21 protein-coding genes are annotated in these 20,650 nt (G+C 71.2%); 4 read left to right on the top strand and 17 right to left on the bottom strand.

Translation table 11 applies throughout. The features are described 5' to 3' along the window. The first annotated feature begins 19 nt into the window (after positions 1–19). On the top strand, positions 20–583 hold the full coding sequence (locus RH861_RS08835) for a hypothetical protein (RefSeq protein ID WP_310520686.1): 564 nt from the start codon (positions 20–22) through the stop codon (positions 581–583). Here the strand turns inward: RH861_RS08835 and RH861_RS08830 are convergent. From RH861_RS08830 to pdxS, 14 genes are all read right to left on the bottom strand, one after another. Beyond that, positions 562–2,814, bottom strand: a complete 2,253-nt coding sequence (locus RH861_RS08830; protein ID WP_067947240.1) for a RelA/SpoT family protein — start codon at positions 2,812–2,814, stop codon at positions 562–564. The genes RH861_RS08835 and RH861_RS08830 overlap by 22 nt on opposite strands. Positions 2,815–2,887: 73 nt before the next feature. Continuing rightward, positions 2,888–3,904 (bottom strand): protein translocase subunit SecF, encoded by a 1,017-nt coding sequence (secF, locus tag RH861_RS08825; RefSeq protein WP_067947238.1) that lies wholly within the window; start codon positions 3,902–3,904, stop codon positions 2,888–2,890. Next, positions 3,904–5,646: a protein translocase subunit SecD gene (secD, locus tag RH861_RS08820; protein WP_310520685.1), complete on the bottom strand. Its 1,743-nt coding sequence runs from the start codon at positions 5,644–5,646 to the stop codon at positions 3,904–3,906. The genes secF and secD overlap by 1 nt, the downstream gene beginning before the upstream one ends. Before the next feature lie 66 nt (positions 5,647–5,712). Next, a complete protein-coding gene (yajC, locus tag RH861_RS08815) occupies positions 5,713–6,093 on the bottom strand; it encodes a preprotein translocase subunit YajC (RefSeq protein WP_310520684.1) in 381 nt (126 codons plus the stop codon). A 67-nt stretch (positions 6,094–6,160) separates the two neighbouring features. After that, on the bottom strand, positions 6,161–7,204 hold the full coding sequence (ruvB, locus tag RH861_RS08810; RefSeq protein ID WP_310520683.1) for a Holliday junction branch migration DNA helicase RuvB: 1,044 nt from the start codon (positions 7,202–7,204) through the stop codon (positions 6,161–6,163). After that, on the bottom strand, positions 7,201–7,821 hold the full coding sequence (gene ruvA, locus RH861_RS08805) for a Holliday junction branch migration protein RuvA (protein WP_067947230.1): 621 nt from the start codon (positions 7,819–7,821) through the stop codon (positions 7,201–7,203). The genes ruvB and ruvA overlap by 4 nt, the downstream gene beginning before the upstream one ends. Beyond that, entirely contained in the window at positions 7,818–8,432 is a 615-nt protein-coding gene (gene ruvC, locus RH861_RS08800; RefSeq protein ID WP_310520682.1) for a crossover junction endodeoxyribonuclease RuvC, read from the bottom strand. The genes ruvA and ruvC overlap by 4 nt, the downstream gene beginning before the upstream one ends. A gap of 4 nt (positions 8,433–8,436) precedes the next feature. Beyond that, positions 8,437–9,198 (bottom strand): YebC/PmpR family DNA-binding transcriptional regulator, encoded by a 762-nt coding sequence (locus RH861_RS08795; protein ID WP_067947228.1) that lies wholly within the window; start codon positions 9,196–9,198, stop codon positions 8,437–8,439. A gap of 122 nt (positions 9,199–9,320) precedes the next feature. Beyond that, a complete protein-coding gene (locus RH861_RS08790; protein ID WP_310520681.1) occupies positions 9,321–10,034 on the bottom strand; it encodes a hemerythrin domain-containing protein in 714 nt (237 codons plus the stop codon). An 84-nt stretch (positions 10,035–10,118) separates the two neighbouring features. Continuing rightward, complete coding sequence (locus tag RH861_RS08785) at positions 10,119–10,850, bottom strand: hemerythrin domain-containing protein (RefSeq protein ID WP_310520680.1); 732 nt, start codon at positions 10,848–10,850, stop codon at positions 10,119–10,121. A gap of 131 nt (positions 10,851–10,981) precedes the next feature. Continuing rightward, positions 10,982–11,509 (bottom strand): DUF1697 domain-containing protein, encoded by a 528-nt coding sequence (locus RH861_RS08780; protein WP_310520679.1) that lies wholly within the window; start codon positions 11,507–11,509, stop codon positions 10,982–10,984. A 25-nt stretch (positions 11,510–11,534) separates the two neighbouring features. Then, positions 11,535–12,182, bottom strand: coding sequence for a hypothetical protein (locus tag RH861_RS08775; RefSeq protein ID WP_310520678.1), 648 nt, complete (start codon positions 12,180–12,182; stop codon positions 11,535–11,537). 32 nt (positions 12,183–12,214) lie between these two features. Then, positions 12,215–12,868 carry a pyridoxal 5'-phosphate synthase glutaminase subunit PdxT gene (gene pdxT / locus RH861_RS08770; RefSeq protein WP_310520677.1) on the bottom strand — a complete coding sequence of 218 codons (654 nt, stop codon included), beginning with the start codon at positions 12,866–12,868 and terminating at the stop codon, positions 12,215–12,217. After that, the gene (gene pdxS, locus RH861_RS08765) at positions 12,862–13,752 is read right to left on the bottom strand and encodes a pyridoxal 5'-phosphate synthase lyase subunit PdxS (protein WP_067947213.1); all 891 of its coding nucleotides are present in this window, start codon (positions 13,750–13,752) and stop codon (positions 12,862–12,864) included. The genes pdxT and pdxS overlap by 7 nt, the downstream gene beginning before the upstream one ends. Before the next feature lie 112 nt (positions 13,753–13,864). Here pdxS and RH861_RS08760 point away from each other — a divergent pair, with 112 nt between their 5' ends. Both RH861_RS08760 and pdxY read left to right on the top strand, forming a co-directional pair. Then, positions 13,865–15,220 carry an aminotransferase class I/II-fold pyridoxal phosphate-dependent enzyme gene (locus tag RH861_RS08760; RefSeq protein WP_310520676.1) on the top strand — a complete coding sequence of 452 codons (1,356 nt, stop codon included), beginning with the start codon at positions 13,865–13,867 and terminating at the stop codon, positions 15,218–15,220. A gap of 7 nt (positions 15,221–15,227) precedes the next feature. Continuing rightward, positions 15,228–16,079 (top strand): pyridoxal kinase PdxY, encoded by an 852-nt coding sequence (gene pdxY, locus RH861_RS08755; RefSeq protein WP_310520675.1) that lies wholly within the window; start codon positions 15,228–15,230, stop codon positions 16,077–16,079. Between the two features lie 9 nt (positions 16,080–16,088). Here pdxY and RH861_RS08750 read toward each other — a convergent pair whose 3' ends face one another. Then, positions 16,089–16,658: an HIT family protein gene (locus RH861_RS08750; protein ID WP_310520674.1), complete on the bottom strand. Its 570-nt coding sequence runs from the start codon at positions 16,656–16,658 to the stop codon at positions 16,089–16,091. Continuing rightward, on the bottom strand, positions 16,655–18,553 hold the full coding sequence (thrS, locus tag RH861_RS08745; RefSeq protein WP_310520818.1) for a threonine--tRNA ligase: 1,899 nt from the start codon (positions 18,551–18,553) through the stop codon (positions 16,655–16,657). The genes RH861_RS08750 and thrS overlap by 4 nt, the downstream gene beginning before the upstream one ends. 257 nt (positions 18,554–18,810) lie before the next feature. Here thrS and RH861_RS08740 point away from each other — a divergent pair, with 257 nt between their 5' ends. Further along, positions 18,811–19,674 (top strand): sigma-70 family RNA polymerase sigma factor, encoded by an 864-nt coding sequence (locus RH861_RS08740; protein WP_310520673.1) that lies wholly within the window; start codon positions 18,811–18,813, stop codon positions 19,672–19,674. On the opposite strand, the gene RH861_RS08735 is transcribed toward RH861_RS08740, so the two are convergent. Then, the gene (locus RH861_RS08735) at positions 19,671–20,615 is read right to left on the bottom strand and encodes a glycosyltransferase family 9 protein (protein WP_310520672.1); all 945 of its coding nucleotides are present in this window, start codon (positions 20,613–20,615) and stop codon (positions 19,671–19,673) included. The genes RH861_RS08740 and RH861_RS08735 overlap by 4 nt on opposite strands. Positions 20,616–20,650 lie beyond the last annotated feature (35 nt).

Here is a 20,650-nt window from a genome sequence, read left to right as displayed (position 1 = left end):
GGTGCGGCACGATGGCGGCATGGCGCGACTCCCCGCGGTGCTGTGCACCGATGACCTTCCCCTCCCCGAGCTGTGCGCGGCGCGTCTCGACGGCGAGCTCATGGCCATCGGGGGCGGCTGGTGCCCGGTCGACGAACCGGACCTGCCCGCCCTGCGCGCCGCCGCGGTCGCCCCCGTCCCGCCGGGCCGGCTCATCGTCGAGCGTCGTTCGGCGGCATGGGTGCACGGTGCCCTGCCCGCGCCGCCCGCCGTCGCGGAGTACTGCATCCCCTACGCCGACCGCGGCTCCTCCTGGATCGACCCGTCGTGCATCGTCCGCGAGGTGGTGATCGAGGCCGCCGAGGTCGTCGAGATCGGCGGCATCCGCTGCACGACGCCGACCCGCACCGGATTCGACCTGCTGCGCGATGCCGAGGCCGACGACGCGGAGGTCGCGTGGGTCGTCAGCGCACTGCTCGAGACGACGCCCGGACTCGACGAGCGACTACGCACTCGGGTCGCGGCGGCGCACCGGCTCCCCCACAAGTCCCGCGCGCTGGCGCGGTTGGATGCGGCCGTGCGTCAGCCGTCGCTGACGCGATAGACGTCGTAGACGGCGTCGATGCGGCGTACGGCGTTCAGCACCCGGTCGAGATGCGTCGTGTCGCCCATCTCGAACACGAAGCGGCTGATGGCCAGCCGATCCGTCGACGTCGAGACGTTCGCCGACAGGATGTTGACGTGGTGCTCGGAGAGCACGCGGGTGACATCCGAGAGCAGGCCCGCCCGGTCGAGGGCTTCGATCTGGATCTGCACGAGGAAGACGCTCTTCGAGCTCGGTGCCCACTCGACGTCGATCATGCGCTCGGGCTCGCGGAGCAGCGACTGCACGTTGTGGCACGTCGCCTGGTGGACGGAGACCCCGGAGCCGCGGGTGATGAATCCGACGATCTCGTCGCCGGGGACGGGCGTGCAGCAGCGTGCGAGCTTGACGAGGATGTCGGGCGCGCCCCGGACCAGCACTCCGGAGTCGCTGTTGCGCGGCAGCGAGCGCGACCGCGTGGGCAGCGGCAGGGCGGGCTCCTCGACGTCGTCCTCGTCCTGGACGAGTGCGAGGACCTTCTCGATCACCGATTGCGTGGAGACGTGTCCCTCGCCGACCGCGGCGTAGAGCGCCGAGACGTCTTCATAGCGCAGCTGGGCGGCCACCTCGGCGAAGGAGTCCTGGCTCATCAGCTTCTGCAGCGGCAGGTTCTGCTTGCGCATCGCTCGGGCGATCGCGTCGCGACCGTGCTCGATGGCCTCGTCGCGACGTTCCTTGGTGAACCACTGGCGGATCTTGCTCCGCGCGCGTGGGCTCTTGACGAAGTTGAGCCAGTCCTTGCTGGGTCCGGAGTCCGGGTTCTTCGACGTGAAGACCTCGACGACGTCGCCACTCGTCAGCACGCTCTCGAGCGGGACCAGGCGGCCGTTCACCTTCGCCCCCATGGTGCGGTGCCCGACCTCGGTGTGCACCGCGTACGCGAAGTCGACGGGCGTCGCTCCCGAGGGAAGCCCGATCACACGGCCCTTCGGCGTGAAGACGTAGACCTCCTTGGCACCGATCTCGAAGCGGAGGGAGTCGAGGAACTCGCCCGGGTCGGCGGTCTCGGCCTGCCAGTCGGAGATGTGCGCGAGCCACGCCATATCGGCGTCGTCCTTCGGGCCGCCCACCTCGGCGCGGCCGCCCGCCATCCGCTCCTTGTACTTCCAGTGCGCCGCGACGCCGTACTCGGCGCGCTGGTGCATGTCGTGGGTGCGGATCTGGATCTCGACCGGGCGGCCCTTCGGGCCGATCACGGTCGTGTGGAGCGACTGGTACAGGTTGAACTTCGGGGTCGCGATGTAGTCCTTGAACCGCCCGGGCACCGGGGTCCAGCGTGCGTGGATGGATCCGAGCACCGCGTAGCAGTCGCGCACCGAGTTCACGAGCACGCGGATCCCGACGAGGTCGTAGATGTCGTCGAAGTCGCGGCCTCGCACGATCATCTTCTGGTAGATCGAGTAGTACTGCTTCGGACGCCCGACCACCTTGCCGCGGATCCGCGCGCCCTTCAGGTCGTCGGAGACCATGTCGATCACCGACTGCACGTACTCCTCGCGCTGCGGCGTCCGCTGCTTCACGAGGCTCTCGATCTCGGCGTAGAGCTTCGGGTAGAGCACCGCGAACGACAGGTCCTCGAGCTCCCACTTGATCGTCTGGATGCCGAGGCGGTGCGCGAGCGGCGCGTAGATCTCGAGCGTCTCGGTCGCCTTGCGCGCGGCCGACTGAGCCGGCACGAATCCCCAGGTGCGGGCGTTGTGCAGCCGGTCCGCGAGCTTGATGATGAGCACGCGGATGTCCTTCGACATCGCCACGATCATCTTGCGGACGGTCTCGGCCTGGGTGGAGTCGCCGTACTTGACCTTGTCGAGCTTGGTCACGCCATCGACGAGCATCGCGATCTCGTCGCCGAAGTCGGCTCGCAGCTGGTCGAGCGTGTACGCCGTGTCCTCGACGGTGTCGTGCAATAGTGCCGCGGCCACCGCCTTCGATCCGATGCCGAGGTCCGCGAGGATCTGCGCGACGGCGATCGGGTGGGTGATGTACGGCTCGCCGCTCCGACGCTTCTGTCCCTCGTGCGCGCGCTCGGCGACGGTGTAGGCCCGCTCGATGACCGCGAGGTCGGCCTTCGGATGGTGCATGCGCACCGTGCGGATGACCGCATCGACGGCGCCGGACGGGACGGCCTTCGAGAAGATCCGGGGCACCAGACGGCGCAACGATGCCGTCGAGTTGACTCCGGTCTCAGTCATCGCCGCCGCACCTCCAGACCTCAATTATCACTGCTCGAGTGCGGGGCGCGCGCCACGAGCTCCGAGCGGACGCTCAGGAGGCGGTGACGGCGGTCGACGCGCCGGCGACACCGGCTCGCTCCCGCTCCTTCAGCACGCGCTGGTCGTGGCGCTTGATCGCCGGCTCGCCCTCGCGGAGCTGCGAGTAGAGCGGCGCGGCGATGAAGACCGTCGACCAGGTTCCGACGATGATGCCGATCAGCAGGGCGAGCGAGATGTCGCGGAGCGTGTCGGCCCCGAGCGCACCCGCGCCGATGAAGAGGATGGCGGCGACCGGCAGGGCCGCGACCACGCTCGTGTTGATCGATCGCACCAGGGTCTGGTTCACGGCGAGGTTGACCGACTCGGCGAACGTGCGCCGGGACTCCTCGCCCTGTTCGGCGGTGTTCTCGCGGATCTTGTCGAACACCACGACCGTGTCGTAGAGCGAGTAGCTGAGGATCGTCAGGATGCCGATCATCGCCGCGGGCGTCACCTCGAAGCCGACGGCCGCGTAGACGCCGGCCGTGAGGACGAGGTCCCCGATGAGCGACAGGATCGCCGCCACCGACATCTTCCAGGTTCGGAAGTAGAGCGCCATCACGATGCCCGCGAGCAGGAGGAAGGCCAGGAGGCCGAGGATCGCCTGACGGGTTACGTCGGCACCCCAGCTCGCCCCGATGAAGGACGAGGTGACCTCGCTCCGGTCGACGCCGTAGGCGTCGGCGAGGGCGACGACGAGTTCCTCGGACTCCGTCTTCTCGAGCTGCTCCGTCTGGACGCGCACGCCCGAGTCGCCGACGACCGTGATGCGAGCCACGGTGCCGGGGGCGACCTGCTCGACCGCTTGGGCGGCCGGGTCCTGCGTCGCCTCGGCGACGCCGGTGATCTGGAACTGCGAGCCTCCGCGGAACTCGATGCCGAAGTTGAAGCCGCGGACGACCATCACGAGCGCCGACAGGATCAGCAGCACGGCGGCGATCGTGTACCACTTGCGACGCCCGCCGATGAAGTTGAACGAGCGCTTGCCCGTGTAGAGGTCGTTGCCGAAGGTGGTGAGGCGGTTGGCCATCAGGACTCCTTGCTCTCGCCGGCGCCCACGGTGGCGTCGACCTGTGCCGCCTTGCGCTCGGCGATCGTCTGTCGGCGCTGCGCCTCGCGCGAGCTCGAAGCGACCTTCGTCGCGGGAACCTGGACGGGCTTCCGGAACTCGGCGCGACCGCGGTAGACCGCGCCCAGCGCCTTCGGGTCGAGGCCCGACCAGGGGTGGCCGCTCGAGAAGAAGCGGGTCTGCGCGAGCAGCTGCAGCATCGGGTGGGTGAAGAGGATCACGACGATCACGTCGATCACGGTCGTGAGACCGAGGGTGAAGGCGAAGCCGCGCACGCTGCCGACCGCGAGGATGAACAGCACGATCGCGGCGAGCAGGTTCATGCCCTTCGACGAGAGCACCGTGCGGAGCGCGCGCTTCCATCCGGCCTCGACCGCGCCGACGAGCGGCCGGCCGTCGCGGAGCTCGTCGCGCACGCGTTCGAAGTACACGATGAACGAGTCGGCGGTGAAGCCGATCGCGACGATGAGTCCGGCGATGCCCGCGAGCGAGAGCCGGTATCCCTCGCGCCACGACAGGATCGTGATCGTGAGATAGGTGATCACGCCCGCGATGATGAGCGAGGCGATCGTCACCGTCCCGAGGAGGCGGTACTGGAACAGCGTGTAGATGACGACGAGGACGAGGCCGATGAGGCCGGCGACGAGACCCGCCTGCAGCTGCGACGTGCCCAGCGTGGCGGAGATCGTGTCGGAGGACTGGACCTCGAAGCTGATGGGCAGGGCGCCGAACTTCAGCTGGTCGGCGAGCGCCTTGGACGACTCCTGCGTGAAGCTGCCGGTCACCTGCGGACGGCCGTCGGTGATGACGCCGTTCATCTGGGGGGCGGAGAGCACCGCGCCGTCGAGCACGAACGCGAACTGGTCGCGCGGGGTCTGCCCATTCAGCGCGAACAGCCGCTGGCTGACCTCGGCGAACTGCTCGGCGCCGCGCTCGTTGAAGATGATGTTCACGGCCCACTGGCCGGTCGTGGCGCCGGTCTGGGTCTGCACCATGCCGTTCGTCGCGTCGACGATGTCCTCGCCGCCGACCTCGACCGGACCGAGGAGGTACTTGATGGTGCGCGTCGCGTCGCAGGTGACGAGCGGCTCGTCGGCGGGGGCGACGTTCGCACCGCTCTCGTCGACGGCGGCGCAGTCGAAGGTGTCGAACTGGTCCTGCAGCGCCGGCGTGACCCAGGCCGGGTCGCTCGCGTCGGTCGGCTCGGCCGTGGGCGTGGACTCGAGCTCCTCCTCGGCGCCATCCTCGGGCTCGGGGCTGGCGCTCGGGTCGATCGACTGGTTGGTCGCCGCGTCGGCGAGCAGCACCGGCCGCAGCTCGAGCTTCGCGGACGACTCGATCCGCGCTCGGGTCTGCTCGTCGAGCTCACCCGGGATCGCGACGACGACGTTCTGGCCGCCCTGAGTGTTGATCTCCGCCTCGGAGACGCCGGACGCGTCGACGCGCTGGCGGATGATCGACACGGCCTGGTCGAGCTGCTCCTGCGAGACCGATTCCCCGTCGGCGACCGACGGCTCGAGGATGATCTGCGTGCCGCCCTCGAGGTCGAGCGCGAGCTTCGGCGTCCACGAGCCGTCGCCCCAGATCACGCCTGCGGCATTGATGCCGAAGAGCGCGACGATGAGGACGCCGAGCCAGGTGAGGGAGCGCCAGGCCTTACGGACGGGCGTGGGTCGCGAGGACCGCTTGGATGGTGCAGCCACGTGTTCTGCTTTCTGTGCAGGAGTCCGCGCAGCATCGCGCGGGCCGAGCGTCGGGTTTCGGGTCGCTCAGCCTTCGGACTTCTTGGTGTCGGGGGTGTCGTCGCGAGGCGTCTCGGCGGCGCGCTCGCCGAACTCCGGCTCGGTCTCGATGACGGGCGTCGAGCCGGCGACGGGCGCCTCGACCGCGTCGACGACGCGCGCGATGGTCTGGCGGTGCACGGTGAGTACCGTGCCGGGGCCGGCCTCGAGCTCGACCTTGTTCTCGTCTTCGTCGATGGAGAGGATCGTGCCGAACACCCCGAAGTTCGTCATCACCTGCGCACCCGGCACGACCTTCGACTGGAGGTCGCGCATCTCCTGCTGCCGCTTCCGCGAATTGCGGAACATGAAGAAGATCAGGACCGCCAGGACGGCGAGCATGATGATGGTGAACGGATCGAAGACCATGGGGTGGGAACCTTCCGGAGTGCGCGGTGCACACAGTCAAGGGCGGGGAGGCTGGAGCCTCCAAGGATTATAGGTCATCGATCGGGAGCGTCGCGGCGGCGTCCTCGCCCTCGCGGACGAGTCCGAAGTGCCGCCAGGCCTGGGGCGTCGCCACCCGGCCGCGCGGGGTCCGCGTGATCAGGCCGATCCGGACGAGGAACGGCTCGACGACCGCTTCGATGGTCTCGGCCTCCTCGCCCACCGAGACCGCGAGGGTGTTGAGGCCGACCGGCCCCCCGCCGAACCGGGTGAGGATCGTCATCATCACGGCGCGATCGAGACGGTCGAGCCCGAGCGGGTCGACGTCGTAGAGTTCGAGGGCGGCCCGGACTGCGTCCACGTCGGCGCGACCTCCATGCACGAGCGCGTAGTCGCGCACCCGGCGGAGCAGCCGGTTCGCGATGCGGGGCGTGCCGCGGCACCGTCCGGCGATCTCGGCGACGGCCTCGGCGCCGATGGGCAGGCCGAGCATGGTCGCCGCGCGGGCGAGCACCTGCTCGAGCTCGGCCTCGTCGTAGAACTCGAGGTGCGCCGTGAACCCGAAGCGATCGCGGAGCGGATTCGGCAGCAGCCCCGCTCGCGTGGTCGCGCCGACGAGCGTGAACGGGGCGAGGTCGAGCGGGACCGAGGTCGCGCCGGCGCCCTTGCCCACCATGATGTCGATGCGGAAGTCCTCCATCGCGAGGTAGAGCATCTCTTCGGCCGACCGTGCCATGCGGTGGATCTCGTCGATGAAGAGCACCTCGCCCGGCACGAGGGACGACAGGATCGCCGCGAGGTCGCCGGCGTGCTGGATCGCCGGCCCGCTCGACATCCGGAGCGGCCGGCCGCCCTCGTGGGCGACGATCATCGCGAGGGTGGTCTTGCCGAGGCCCGGGGGCCCGGCGAGCAGGATGTGGTCGGGCGTGCGCTGCTGCATGGCCGCCGCGGAGAGCAGCAGCTGCAACTGTCCGCGCACGCGGGTCTGCCCGACGAACTCCTCGAGGCTGCGCGGGCGGAGGGCGCCCTCGAAGGCGAGCTCGGCCTCGGACGCGAGCTCGGGGTCGGTCAGGTCGAGGTCGGCGTCGCTCATCGCGCCCTCGCGGCCTGCTGGGCCGGCCCGAGCCTGGCCAGGGTGAGTCGGAGCAGCGCGGGCACGGATGCCGCCTCGGCGGGGTCGGCCGCCTCGAGCGTCTCGGCGATCGCCTCGCCCGCGAGCTTCTCGGACCAGCCGAGCCCGGTGAGCGCCGCGAGCACGTCGTCGGCCACGCCCCCGGATGCCACCGGGGCGCCGGCCGCCCCCGCGGTCGGAACCGCGACCTTGCCCGCCAGCGAGACGGTGATGAGCTTCGCCGTCTTCGGCCCGATCCCGCTGACCCGCCGGAAGGCGGCGTCGTCGTCGTCGTGCACGGCCCGCGCGACCTCGGCGGGCGACATAGCGGAGAGCACCCCGAGCGCCGACTTCGGCCCGACGCCGGTCACCCCGATGAGGAGCTCGAAGACGTCGAGCTCGTCGCGCGAGGCGAAGCCGAAGAGCGTCATCGCGTCTTCGCGCACGATGAGCGCCGTGTGCACGAACACCTCGTGACCCTCGCGACTCGAGAGCACGAAGGCCGGCGTCGCGTTCACGAGGTAGCCGACGCCGGACACGTCGATCACGAGGGTTCCGCCGGAGGCGGAGGCGACGCGGCCGCGGAGGGAGGAGATCACTCCTTCAGCCTACGGGCGGCTCCCGACACCGACGCGGCACGCTCCGCGGCGAGCCACGCCCGCTGCGCTGGAGTGAGGCCGCCGGCGGGTGCGGCGCCTCGTCCGGCGGCCGCATCGGCGACCGCCGCCCCGGCGACGCCGCCGGTGCGCCAGGCGTGGCAGATCGCGAGGGCGAGCGCGTCCGCGGCATCCGCCGGCTTGGGCACCGCGTCGAGACCGAGGATGCGCGCGACCATCGCCCCCACCTGCTTCTTGTCGGCGCGACCGTAGCCGGTGATGGCGGCCTTGACCTCGCTCGGCGTGTGGAGCGCGACCGGGAGCGCCCGCCGCTCGGCGATCAGCATGGCCACACCGGAGATCTGCGCGGTGCCCATGATGGTCGACACGTCGCTGCGCGCGAACACGCGCTCGAGCGCCACCGCATGCGGCCGGTGCTCCTCGACGATCGCCTCGAGGCCGTCAGAGATGCGCGCGAGCCGACCGGGCGTCGCGAGGTCGGCGGGCGAGCGCAGCACGACCACGTCGACCAGGACCGCGGAACGGTCGGGCGCCACGTCGACGACGCCCACGCCGCAGCGGGTCAGCCCGGGGTCGATGCCGAGCACCCGCATGGCGCTACTCCGACTCGTTCTCGAGCTCGGCCTGCACCTCGGGCGTGAGGTCGAAGTTGCTGTAGACGTTCTGCACGTCGTCGCTGTCCTCGAGCGCGTCGATCAGCCGGAAGACCTTCTTCGCCGTCTCGGCGTCGATCTCGACCTTCAGGTTCGGCACGAACTCGATGTCGGCCGACTCGTAGTCGAGCCCGGCCTCCTGGAGGGCCTTGCGGACCTCGACCATGTCGGAGGGGTCGGTGACGACCTCGAAGCCCTGCGCGTGCGGCTCGACCTCCTCGGCGCCGGCCTCGAGGGCGGCCATCATGACGTCGTCCTCGGTCGTGCCCTCGCCGCTGACGACGATGACCCCCTTGCGGGTGAAGTTGTACGCGACCGAGCCCGGGTCGGCGAGCGTCCCGCCGTTCCGGCTGAGCCCCGTGCGGACCTCGGCGGCAGCGCGGTTCTTGTTGTCGGTGAGCACCTCGATCATCATCGCGACGCCGTTCGGGCCGTACGCCTCGTACGTGATGTTCTGGTACTCGACCGCCTCGCCGCCGATGCCCGCGCCGCGCTTGATCGCGCGATCGATGTTGTCGTTCGGGACCGAGGTCTTCTTGGCCTTCTGCACGGCGTCGTACAGGGTCGGGTTGCCCGCGAGGTCGGCGCCGCCGAGCTTGGCCGCGACCTCGATGTTCTTGATGAGCTTGGCGAACGACTTCGCGCGGCGCGCGTCGATGACGGCCTTCTTGTGCTTGGTCGTCGCCCACTTGGAATGCCCGGACATGCGTCTCCCGTAACGGTGATCAGTACCCCGTCATTCTAGGCGGTCGCGGGCGCACGCCCCTGAGCGACGCCCTCCGGCGGCCGAGTGCCTCACCTTCGGCGGATGCCGCGGCCGCCCGCCCGTCACACGAGCGCCGGCATGCCCTCGGGGAAGAGTTCCCGCTGCCAGGCGGTGTAGCGCCGCTTGAGGAGGATCGCCCACAGGAGTCGGATCGGGAAGGGAAGGTGACCCCGCGACCATTCCGCCCGCTCAGCCGGCGGAAGGGCATCCATCATGAGGCCGAGCTGGATCGGCATGCCGTCCTTGGGGAAGCTCTCGCGTCCGTGTTCGCCGAGCGCGTCCCATTCGCGCTGGCTGAACTCCTCGGCCGCGACCGGGATGACGTCGTCCTCCTCGTCGTGGAGGTGGACGCCGAGCACCGTTCCGATCTCGTCGAGCGCGGCGGCGAGCCGCTCCGCCGCGCGGCCGTCGGCGGAGTCGCGCCAGGCGGCCGAGAGCGGCTCCGCACGACCGAGGAGCTCGGCGACGTGACGATGCTGGTCGCGCATCAGGTCGATGGTGGCGGCGCAGGCCGGACGTCGCGCCTCGACCTTGCCGAACAGCAGCAGGTCCTCGGCCTCGTGGTGGACGTGCAGGCCCAGCAGCACGAGGTCGACCGAATCGGCCACGGTCGCGGTCCGCGACCGATCGCCCGGCGGCGCAGCGCGGACCAGCCGGGGCATCTCGCGGAAGCCCCAGCGGAAGATCCGGTGCACGAGGAGGATGTCCGACGTGTCGCATCCGGCGGTCTCACCCTCCGGCAACGGATCGGAGGTGCTGGGAAGTCGCTCGGTCATGGGCTCATCGAACTCCTCCACGGTCCCGTCCGCCAGAGCGAGCGAGCCGGAGCGAGCCCCCACTTCGGGGGCGGCGTCCCGAGATCAGGCGGTGGCCGGAGCCCCGGCGCCCGTCGCGCGGGTCGGGCGGAGGCGCCGCACGGCCCGCTCGTACTGCGGGCGGCCTACGACGCGGTAGGCCGTGCGGATCGGCGCCGGCAGCTGCGTGGCGACCCACTGGTCGCGCTCCCCCTCGGGCACGCTCTCGATCATGAGTCCGAGCAGGACGAAGATCGGCAGCGGCGGCTTGTGCCGACGGGCATGCCGGTGGATGTCGTCCCACTCGGCGTCGGAGAGGATCCGGTCGAGCACCGGGAACGCCTCCCGCTCCTCGTCGGCGAGGTGCTCGACGAGCAGCCGATCGACCTCGTCGAGCTCGATCGCGAGGCGGGCGGCCGTCGCGGCATCCGCTGCCCTCGACCACCGGTCGACGAGCGCGTCGACGAGATCGAGCCGATCGGAGACCGCACCGTGCTGGCGACGCATGAGCTCGACGTGGAGGCCGCACGCGGGCGCGCGCTCGGTCATGCGGTCCCAGAAGAAGTCGTCCTCGGTGCGGTGGTGCACGTGGAGCAGCGCGGTGATGCCGTGCAGGTGCTTCGCCAGGTACCGCGCGCGGTCCGTGTCACCGGGCGAGACGGCGCGGACGAGGCCGGGCGCCTCGGCGAACAGCCGGCGGAAGAGGCGGTGGATCATCACGACCTCGTCGCTGCGGCAGGTCGTGGCGGGGGCGGCGGTCGGCGCCGGCGCGCCGGTGCCGGGAAGTCGTTCGGTCATGTCGGCAAGGCAAGCGGATGCCGCGGTCCGCCGCGCCCGTGCGAGCCCCCGGATCGCCCCGGGGTCGTCCCCCGTCCGCGAGCCGGGGATCACCCTGAGACCGCCCCACGGGGAGGTCGCGGGCGCCGTCGTCAGCCGAGCAGCTTCTCGAGCGTGCGGAGGTTGCGGTTGGTCGTCGTCGGCTTGAACACGGGCCTGGCGAGCACCTTCGCGAACGCGGTGTCGACCGAGGTGCCGACGAGCGGATGCCAGTACACGACCCCGTCCCCGCGCTCGAGCGGATCGGCGTGGGGGTCCGGCTCACCGGCCGCCGCCATGAGGTCGTCGACGACGGACGCCTCGGAGGCGAAGACGACGTAGGGCTGGCGCGACGCGTCGGAGGCGTCGAACGGGAAGGCGCCGACGATCGCTCCGAGGCGCTCGCGCGTCAGCAGCACGATCCACGCCTCGTAGCCGAAGCGGTCGGCGAGGGCCCGCTCGATGTCGCGCTTCAGCGCGGCGGCATCCGTTCGATCGCTCTCGAAGGCGACGTTGCCGCTGGCGAGCACGGTCCGCACCCCGCTGAACCCGAGCCCGGCGAACGTCTCGCGCAGTTCGGCCGACCTCACCGTGGTGCCGCCGACGTTGACGCCGCGGAGCAGTGCGATCCACTCGGTCATGCGGCCAGCGTAGGGCGGGCCGCCGTCATGCGCGCGGACTCCCCGCGGGGCGGATCGTGGCGGACGGAGCACCGGACAGCCGCACGCCGACCGCCCGGGCCTCCAGCGCGGCCAGCGCGCGGATCGTCTCCGGGTCGCCGCGTCGCCATCCGCCTGCCGCGTCGGCATCGGCAGCGAGCACCTCGAGCGGGTTCCGGTCGGTGAGCGCGCGCAGCGCGAGCAGGTCGGCGCCGCCCGGGCGTGCGAACACCGCGGTCGTGCGCTGGGCGCGAACCGCGCGGACGACTCGGGGCGCGACCCACAGCAGGAGCACCGCCGCGACGGGCAGGGCCGCGATGCCGATCGCCGCGACCACGGCGATCCAGCCCACCACGTCCTGCTGGCCCCGACCGACGGACTCGAGCGTCGCGCCCGCGGCGCTCGCGCCGTCGAACGGCTCGGCGATCCCCGAGCCGATGAGCGGGACGCCCGCGAGGGTGCTCCCGATGTCGGTCATGCTGCCACGGAATCCCGTGCCGGCCTCCTCGAGTCGCCGGCCGAGGGCGGCGAACTCGGTCACGAGCCCGTGGACGACCACGGCGGCCCACACCGACGCGACGATGAGCCCGAGCGCGAGGAGGTCGCCGACGACCTGCACCGCGCGCGGTCCGCGGAAATCCGAGTACAGCTTCATGCCCCCACTCTGGCGCGGGCGGGGCCCCGTCGCTACGGGGTCGACGACGCGGCACTCGCGCGGGCGCGCACCTTGCCGAGGAAGTACTCGTGGAACCGGTGGTCGCCCTGGATCTCCGGGTGGAAGCTCGTGCCGACGAGGTCGCCCTGCTCCACCGCGACCACGCGGCCGTCGGGCAGCGACGCGAGCGGGGTCGCCTTCTCCCCCACCGACTCCACGACGGGCCCGCGGATGAAGACGGCGTGCACGGGCGGCTCGCCGAGGGCGGGCACCGGCAGGTCGGTCTCGAAGGACTGGTTCTGCGACCCGAACGCGTTCCGGCGCACGACGACGTCGAGCCCGCCGAGGTTCTGCTGCCCCTCGATCGTGTCGAGCAGCGTGTCGGCGATCATGATGAGCCCGGCGCAGGTGCCGTACACGGGCAGGCCCTCGGCGATGCGGCGCTTCAGCGGCTCGGCGACGCCGAACGCGCGGGAGAGCTTGTCCATCACGGTCGACTCGCCGCCGGGGATGACGAGCCCCTCGAGGCCCTCCAGGTCTTCGGGGCGGCGGACGAGCACGACCTTCGCGCCGAGCTCGCCCAGCACGCGTGCGTGCTCGCGGAAGTCGCCCTGCAGGGCGAGGACGCCGACCGTCGGACCGGTGGCGTCCGTCGCCCCGAGCGACTCGTCGCGGAGGGTCACCATCCGCGCTCGGCGAGGCGGTGCGGTGCGGGCAGATCGCCGACGTTGATGCCGACCATGGCCTCGCCCAAGCCGCGCGACACCTCGGCGATGACCTTCGGGTCGTCGTAGAACGTGGTCGCCTTGACGATGGCGGCCGCGCGCTGCTCGGGGTTGCCCGACTTGAAGATGCCGGAGCCGACGAAGACGCCGTCGGCGCCGAGCTGCATCATCATGGCCGCGTCGGCGGGCGTCGCGACGCCGCCAGCGGTGAAGAGCACGACGGGGAGCTTGCCGGTCTCGGCGACCTCGAGCACGAGCTCGTAGGGGGCCTGCAGCTCCTTGGCGGCGACGTAGAGCTCGTCGCGCGTCATCGACTTCAGCTGGTTGATCTCGGAGGTGATCTTGCGGATGTGCTTGGTCGCCTCGGAGACGTCGCCCGTGCCGGCCTCGCCCTTCGAGCGGATCATGGCGGCGCCCTCGTTGATGCGGCGAAGCGCCTCGCCGAGGTTGGTCGCACCGCAGACGAAGGGCGTATCGAAACCCCACTTGTCGATGTGGTTGACGTAGTCGGCCGGCGAGAGCACCTCGGACTCGTCGATGTAGTCGACGTCGAGCGCCTGGAGCACCTGCGCCTCGACGAAGTGGCCGATGCGCGCCTTCGCCATGACGGGGATCGACACCTCGGCGATGATCGCCTCGATGAGGTCGGGGTCGCTCATGCGGGCGACGCCGCCCTGGGCTCGGATGTCGGCGGGCACGCGCTCGAGCGCCATGACGGCGACCGCGCCGGCGTCCTCGGCGATACGCGCCTGCTCGGGCGTGACGACGTCCATGATGACGCCGCCCTTCAGCATTTCGGCGAGGCCGCGCTTCACGCGGCTGGAGCCGGTCTGGGCAGTGCTCATCGGGGATCCCTTCGACGGATGACGCGCTCGGATCGCGCGACGCTCGGAACAATCAGGTGGCTTGGCCTAGGCCAAAAGATAGCATGGACCGTGCCGACCATCGGAGCCGCCCATGTCACATGACCTGACCCTCGAGATCACCGGCCGTTCGGCCGCCGACATCGCCGCGAACGTGCGCGCCCTCATCGAGCGCGGCGCGCTGCTGCCGGGCGACCCGCTGCCGCCCGTGCGGAACCTCGCCGACCGGCTCGGCGTGAACCGCAACACCGCCGTCGCCGCCTACCGGCAGCTCACCGCGGCGGGCGTCGTGGTCACCCGTGGGCGCGGCGGCACGCACGTCGCCGACCGCTCGGCGGTCGCGCAGGAGGGGTTCGCCGCCGACAGCGTGCTGCGCGACGTCGCCACCGGCAACCCCGATCCCGACGTGATCCCGGATCCGTCGCGCGCGCTCGCCGGGATGGCGGGTCGACCGGTGCTCTACGGCGAGCCCGTCATCGACCCCGGCCTCGAGCGGTGGGCGCTGGACTGGATGCGCGCCGACCTCGCGCCCGACGACCTGCGCCTCACGATCACGAGCGGAGCAGCCGACGCGGTCGAGCGCCTCCTCGCCCAGGCGCTCGTCCGCGACGACGCGGTCGCCCTCGAGGACCCCTGCTTCCTCACGAGCATCCACACCGTCCGCGTGGGCGGCTACCGGGCCGTTCCGGTCCCCGTCGACGACGAGGGCATGACGGTCGACGGGCTGCGCGCCGCGCTCGAGCAGGGCGTGCGCGCGGTCGTCTGCACGCCCCGCGCGCAGAATCCGACGGGGGCGAGCCTGTCGGAGCGGCGGGCCGCGGAGCTGCGCGAGGTGCTCCGCGCGCACCCGTACGTGCTCGTGATCGAGGACGACCACTTCTCGATGCTCTCCCGACGGCCGTTCCGTTCGCTCATCGGCCCCGAGCATCGACGGTGGGCGCTCGTCCGCTCGGTCTCGAAGTTCCTGGGTCCCGACATGTGCCTCGCGGTCACCGCCTCGGACTCGGACACGGCCGAGCGGCTCGCCATGCGACTGACCCCGGGCACGACGTGGGTCAGCCACCTGCTGCAGCGACTGGTGCTCGCCCTCGTCACCGATCCCGACGTCACTGCGGCCATCAGCGCGGCGGGCGAGCACTACGCCGCGCGGAACGACGCGTTCGCCGCACGGCTCACCGCGTCCGGGGTTCCCGCGTCGGCGGGCGACGGCCTCAACCTGTGGGTGCCGATGCCCGTGCCGGCGCGCGACGTCTCCGAGCAGCTCATGCGACGCGGCTGGCTCGTGCGGGCCGGAGACGAGTTCGCCCTGGCCGACGCGCCGGAGGCGAGCCGTCGCCTGCGGCTGACGGTGCACGACCTGAACGCGGCCGACGCCGACCGGCTCGCCGAGGACATCGCGGCGGCCGTGCGTGCCGCCGGCGGACGGCTCGCCGCAGCGGGGATGGAATGATCGAGGGGTGAAGGTCCTCTCGATCCAGTCCGCCGTCGCCTACGGCCACGTCGGCAACTCCGCCGCCGTCTTCCCGCTCCAGCGCATCGGCGTCGAGGTCATGCCGGTCTACACCGTCAACTTCTCGAACCACACCGGCTACGGCGCGTGGCGCGGACCGCTCATCAGCCCGGACGACGTGCGCGAGGTCATCAACGGCATCGAGGACCGCGGCGCGTTCCCGAAGATCGACGTGATCCTCTCGGGGTACCAGGGCTCGGAGGGCATCGCCGACGTCATCCTCGACGCGGTCGCCCGCATCAAGGAGGCGAACCCCGCCGCGGTGTACTCCTGCGATCCGGTCATGGGCAATGCGAAGAGCGGATGCTTCGTGGCGCCGGCGATCCCCGTCCTGCTGCGCGACCGCGTGGTGCCCGCCGCCGACCTCATCACGCCGAACCAGTTCGAGCTCGGCTACCTCACCGAGACCGAGCCGGACTCGCTCGAGTCCACGCTCGCGTCGGTCGACCTCGCGCGGGCGTCGGGTCCCCGCACGGTCCTCGTGACGAGCGTGGAGCGTCCCGACCGGGAGCCGGGCACGATCGAGATGCTCGCCGTCGACGACCGCGGCGCGTGGATCGTCCGGACTCCGCTCCTCCCCATGAAGGCCAATGGCTCGGGGGACGTCACGGCGGCGCTCTTCACGGCCCACTACCGACGCACCGGCGACGCGGCCGACGCCCTCGCACGTACGGCGTCGAGCGTGTTCGACCTCCTCGCGAACACCCACGAGTCGGGCGAGCGCGAGCTGCAGCTCGTCGAGTCGCAGGAGGCGTACGCGAACCCGCGCATGCAGTTCGAGGTGCGACAGGTCCGCTGAGCGGCCGGCTCAGCGAGGCCAGGCCTCGGCGATCTCCTGGCGCACCTCGCCGAGCAGGCGCGGCAGCGCCTTGGTGCCGGCGATGATCGGGAAGAAGTTCGAGTCGAGCGCCCACCGCGGCACGATGTGCTGGTGCAGGTGCTCGGCGATGCCCGCGCCGGCGATCCGTCCCTGGTTCATGCCGATGTTGAAGCCGTCGCACTTCGACACCTGCTTCACGGTGCGCATGGCGACCTGCGTGAGTTCGCCGATCTCTGCGACCTCTTCCGGCGTCGCCTGGTCGTAGGTGGCGATATGCCGGTACGGGCACACGAGCAGGTGCCCGCTGTTGTAGGGGAAGAGGTTGAGCAGCACGTACGCGTGCTCGCCGCGCGCGACGATCAGCGACTGCTCGTCGTCGAGCTCCGGCGCCCGGCAGAACGGGCACGAGTGCTCGTCCGGCTGCTGTCCGTGCTGGATGTAGACGAGCCGGTGGGGCGTCCAGAGCCGTTGGAAGGCGTCCGGCACGCCCGCGAGGTCGGCCGCGGCATCCGTCTGCACGTCGTCGCGGTCGAACTCATCGGACCGGTAGTGGGTCATGCGAACAGGTCGTCCCTCGTGGTCACCTGGCGGCGGTCGGCGATCGCCTCGAGGATGCGCCGCTCCGCCTCGGCGATCGAGACGCCGTTCTCCTGCGTGCCGTCCCGGAAGCGGAAGCTCACGGTCTCGCCGGACCGGTCGTTCTCACCGGCGATGAGCTGGATCGGCACCTTCTGCGTGGTGTGGGTGCGGATCTTCTTCTGCATGCGGTCGTCGCTCGTGTCGAGCTCCGTGCGGACGCCGGCGCCGGCGAGCTGGGTGAGGATGGCGCCGAGGTAGGGCGCGTACTCGTCGGCGACCGGGATGCCGACCACCTGCACGGGCGACAGCCACACCGGGAAGGCCCCGGCGTAGTGCTCGGTGAGCACGCCGAAGAAGCGCTCGATGGAACCGAACTTCGCCGAGTGGATCATGACCGGCCGCTGGTGCGTGCCGTCGGCGGCCGTGTACTCGAGTCCGAAGCCCTCGGGCTGGTTGAAGTCGTACTGGATCGTCGACATCTGCCAGGTGCGGCCGATCGCGTCGCGCGCCTGCACCGAGATCTTGGGGCCGTAGAAGGCGGCGCCGCCCGGGTCCAGCACCAGCTCGAGGCCGGACGCCTCCGCCACGTCGCGGAGGACGCCGGTGGCGACCTCCCACTGCTCGTCGGTGCCCTTGAACTTGTCGGAGTCGGCGTCGCGCGTGGAGAGCTCGAGGTAGTAGTCGTCGAGGCCGAAGTCGCGCAGCAGGCCCAGCACGAAGTCGAGGAGGTGCTTGATCTCGCCGGGCGCCTGCTCGGGGGTCACGTAGCTGTGCGAGTCGTCCTGGGTGAGGCCGCGCACGCGCGTGAGGCCCTGGACGACGCCGGACTTCTCGTACCGGTACACGGTGCCGAACTCGAAGAACCGCAGCGGCAGCTCCCGGTAGGAGCGACCGCGCGAGCGGAAGATGAGGTTTTGCATCGGGCAGTTCATCGCCTTGAGGTAGTACTCGGAGTTCTCGAGCTCCATCGGCGGGAACATCGTGTCCTTGTAGTACGGCAGGTGGCCCGACAGCTCGAAGACGTGCGCCTTCGTGATGTGCGGGGTCGAGACGTACTGGAAGCCCTCCTCGATGTGGCGCCGGCGGACGTAGTCCTCCATCTCGCGCTTGATCACGCCGCCCTTGGGGTGGAACACCGGCAGGCCGGACCCGATCTCGTCGGGGAAGCTGAACAGGTCGAGCTCGACGCCGAGCTTGCGGTGGTCGCGGCGGGCGGCCTCCTCGAGCCGGTGCTGGTAGGCGCGCAGCTCGTCCTTGGTCGGCCACGCGGTGCCGTACACACGCTGGAGCTGCGGGTTCTTCTCGGATCCGCGCCAGTACGCGGCGGCCACGCGCATGAGCGCCCAGCCGTTGCCGATCATGCGGGTGCTGGGCAGGTGCGGACCGCGGCAGAGGTCCTTCCACTGCACCTCGCCCGACTTCGGGTCGACGTTGTCGTAGATCGTCAGCTCGCCGCCGCCGACCTCGACGTTCTCGTTGTCGTCACCGGATGCCGCGGCGCCTTTCAGCCCGATGAGCTCGAGCTTGTACGGCTCGTCGGCGAGTTCGGCCCTGGCCTCGTCGTCGGAGACGACGCGGCGCACGAAGCGCTGGCCGGAACGGATGATGCGGGCCATCTCCTTGTCGAGCGCCTTCAGGTCCTCGGGCGTGAACGGCTCGGCGACGTCGAAGTCGTAGTAGAAGCCGTCGGTCACGGGCGGGCCGATGCCGAGCTTCGCGTCGGGGTTGATCTTCTGCACCGCCTGGGCGAGGACATGGGCGGTGGAGTGGCGGAGGATCGCGAGGCCGTCGGGCGAGTCGATGGTGACCGGCTCGACCACGTCGGCCTCGGCGACCGTCGTCGCGAGGTCGCGGAGCTCGCCGTTGACGCGCATCGCGACAACGGATCGATCGGTGAAGAGCTCGAAGCCGTCGGCCAAGTGGATCCACTCCCTGCAGTGTGAGACGCAACCCCTCAACTGTAGTCGCGTGGATCGGCGCGCGATCACTCCCGGGGGCTCTCGCCTCGGGCCGTCTCCACCGGCGACTACTCCTCCTCCTCCTTCTTCGCAAGCACCTTCCCGGTTCGGAGAAGCGCTGCTTCTCTTCGAAGCGTGGGAATCCGGGGGACGACGACGGAAGGAGGCGAAGAATGGACGCGAGGACGATGGATTCGGACAGCGGGCGGCGCGACGACTGGCGGCGCCGTCAGCGCTGGACGCAGGCACGGCTCGGCGAGCTGCCCGGGATGCACGGACGGCGGCGACGCAAGGCCGAGGAGGCCATCGTCCTGCGCCACCTCGACCTCGTCGACGGCATCGTCCGCCGCATGGCCTCCGGCTACCGTGAGCAGGGCGATCTCCGGCAGGTGGGATGCGTCGGCCTGGTCCACGCGGTCCGCCGCTACGACCCGAACCGGGGCGACAGCTTCCTCGCCTTCGCCGTTCCCACCATCTCCGGCGAGATCAAGCGGTACCTGCGGGACTGCGGATGGTTCGTCCGTCCGCCGCGGCGCCTGCAGGAGGTCGCGGCGCGGGCGTCGGACGCGACTTCGGATCTCGCGCAGCGGCTGGGCCGGGAACCGCGCGTCGGCGAGGTCGCCGAGGCCCTGGGCCTGTCGCCGCAGCTCGTCTCGGAGGCGCTGGGCGCCCGGGAGAACATGCGGCCGGTCTCGCTCGATCTCGCCCTCGACGAGGATGACGACCCGCTGATCACATCACTGGGGGCGCTCGACGAGCACCTCGAGCGCGCGGACCTCCGACTCGCCCTGCGATCCGCCCTCGCCCGGCTCACGTCCCGCGAGCGTCGGATCGTCTACCTGCGCTTCATCGAGGAGCGGACTCAGCGGGAGATCTCCGCCGAGGTGGGGGTCACGCAGATGCAGGTCTCGCGCCTGCTGGCGGCCATCCTCCGACGTCTCCGATCCGACCTCGACGGCGGAGCTCAGCCGGTCCTCCCCCCCGACCCGCCATCGGGGCCGCTGCGGATGCGAACGGCGACGGCGGTCGCCGCCTAGTGCGCGAGCAGCCGCTCGACGGCGTCCAGCACGTCGTCGGCCTGCACGGCGAGCAGCGCCGGGTCGGGGTCCTCGACGAACACCTCGCCGACCCGGCGGGAGGCGTCCGTGAGCACGACGTGAGGGCCGTTCTTCGGCGGACCCCACTCCTCGGGCGGCGCTGGCCCGAAGATCACGACTGACGGCCGCCGATACGCGGAGGCGAGGTGCGCGGCACCGGTATCGGCCGAGATGACGAGGCGCGCGTCTGCGATGAGCGCGGCGAAGCCGGCGAGGTCGACACGGCCCGCGAGCACGGCGTCCTCCGGGAGGTCGGCAGCGCGCGCGACCGCCTCGGCCCGTTCGCGCTCCTCGCCGCCGGCGGAGATGACCACGTCATGGCCGCGGCGCTCCAGGCCGACGGCGACCTCGGCGAAGCGATCGACCGGCCACCGGCGGGCGCCGTAGAACGCGCCCACGTGGAGCACCGACACGCCGGGGGCCGCCGACGGCACGGCGGGTCGGGCGATCGTCACATCGTCGGCGTCGGCGTCGAGACCCCAAGCACGCACCAGTCGCACCCAGCGCTCGCGCTCGAGCATGCCGTCCACCCACACCGGTCCGTCCGGCGCGTCCGGCGCGTGGGCGATGAGCCGGCGCGGCGAAACGGCGGTGAGCAGCCTTCCGCTCTCCGGGCCGCGACCGTGCAGGTTCACGGCGACGTCCACTTCGCGGCCGCCGAGATCGAGGAGGTGGTCGAGGCCCGCCGCCGGAAGCAGCTCGTCGACCGCGTCGACGAGGTCGACGAGGGGGCGGAGCCATTCGGTCGTCGCGAGGACGATGCGGTGGTCGGGGAACCCGCGGCGGAGCGCCTGGAGCGCCGGCACCGCGACGAGCAGGTCGCCGAGCTTCAGCGCGCGCAACGCGAGCAGGATCGGACGGGGATCGACGGGCATGCCCATCGCGACAGCCTCGCAGGATCGGACGGACGGCGGGA

This window comes from Agromyces indicus, assembly GCF_031432295.1.
In the GTDB taxonomy this organism is placed as follows: domain Bacteria; phylum Actinomycetota; class Actinomycetes; order Actinomycetales; family Microbacteriaceae; genus Agromyces; species Agromyces indicus.
The sequence above is the reverse complement of the archived record's forward strand: the minus strand, read 5'-3'. Positions and strand labels throughout refer to the sequence as shown.

Coding starts and splice junctions, on each gene's coding strand:
- RH861_RS08760 (WP_310520676.1), top strand. CDS start 13,865: ATGTCACATGACCTGACCCTCGAGATCACCGGCCGTTCGGCCGCCGAC.
- yajC (WP_310520684.1), bottom strand. CDS start 6,093: ATGGTCTTCGATCCGTTCACCATCATCATGCTCGCCGTCCTGGCGGTC.
- RH861_RS08795 (WP_067947228.1), bottom strand. CDS start 9,198: ATGTCCGGGCATTCCAAGTGGGCGACGACCAAGCACAAGAAGGCCGTC.
- RH861_RS08740 (WP_310520673.1), top strand. CDS start 18,811: ATGGACGCGAGGACGATGGATTCGGACAGCGGGCGGCGCGACGACTGG.
- RH861_RS08775 (WP_310520678.1), bottom strand. CDS start 12,182: ATGAAGCTGTACTCGGATTTCCGCGGACCGCGCGCGGTGCAGGTCGTC.
- RH861_RS08780 (WP_310520679.1), bottom strand. CDS start 11,509: ATGACCGAGTGGATCGCACTGCTCCGCGGCGTCAACGTCGGCGGCACC.
- ruvC (WP_310520682.1), bottom strand. CDS start 8,432: ATGCGGGTGCTCGGCATCGACCCCGGGCTGACCCGCTGCGGCGTGGGC.
- pdxT (WP_310520677.1), bottom strand. CDS start 12,868: ATGGTGACCCTCCGCGACGAGTCGCTCGGGGCGACGGACGCCACCGGT.
- secF (WP_067947238.1), bottom strand. CDS start 3,904: ATGGCCAACCGCCTCACCACCTTCGGCAACGACCTCTACACGGGCAAG.
- RH861_RS08835 (WP_310520686.1), top strand. CDS start 20: ATGGCGCGACTCCCCGCGGTGCTGTGCACCGATGACCTTCCCCTCCCC.
- RH861_RS08785 (WP_310520680.1), bottom strand. CDS start 10,850: ATGACCGAACGACTTCCCGGCACCGGCGCGCCGGCGCCGACCGCCGCC.
- thrS (WP_310520818.1), bottom strand. CDS start 18,553: ATGCGCGTCAACGGCGAGCTCCGCGACCTCGCGACGACGGTCGCCGAG.
- RH861_RS08735 (WP_310520672.1), bottom strand. CDS start 20,615: ATGGGCATGCCCGTCGATCCCCGTCCGATCCTGCTCGCGTTGCGCGCG.
- RH861_RS08830 (WP_067947240.1), bottom strand. CDS start 2,814: ATGACTGAGACCGGAGTCAACTCGACGGCATCGTTGCGCCGTCTGGTG.
- ruvB (WP_310520683.1), bottom strand. CDS start 7,204: ATGAGCGACGCCGACCTCGACCTGACCGACCCCGAGCTCGCGTCCGAG.
- pdxS (WP_067947213.1), bottom strand. CDS start 13,752: ATGAGCACTGCCCAGACCGGCTCCAGCCGCGTGAAGCGCGGCCTCGCC.
- RH861_RS08750 (WP_310520674.1), bottom strand. CDS start 16,658: ATGACCCACTACCGGTCCGATGAGTTCGACCGCGACGACGTGCAGACG.
- RH861_RS08790 (WP_310520681.1), bottom strand. CDS start 10,034: ATGACCGAGCGACTTCCCAGCACCTCCGATCCGTTGCCGGAGGGTGAG.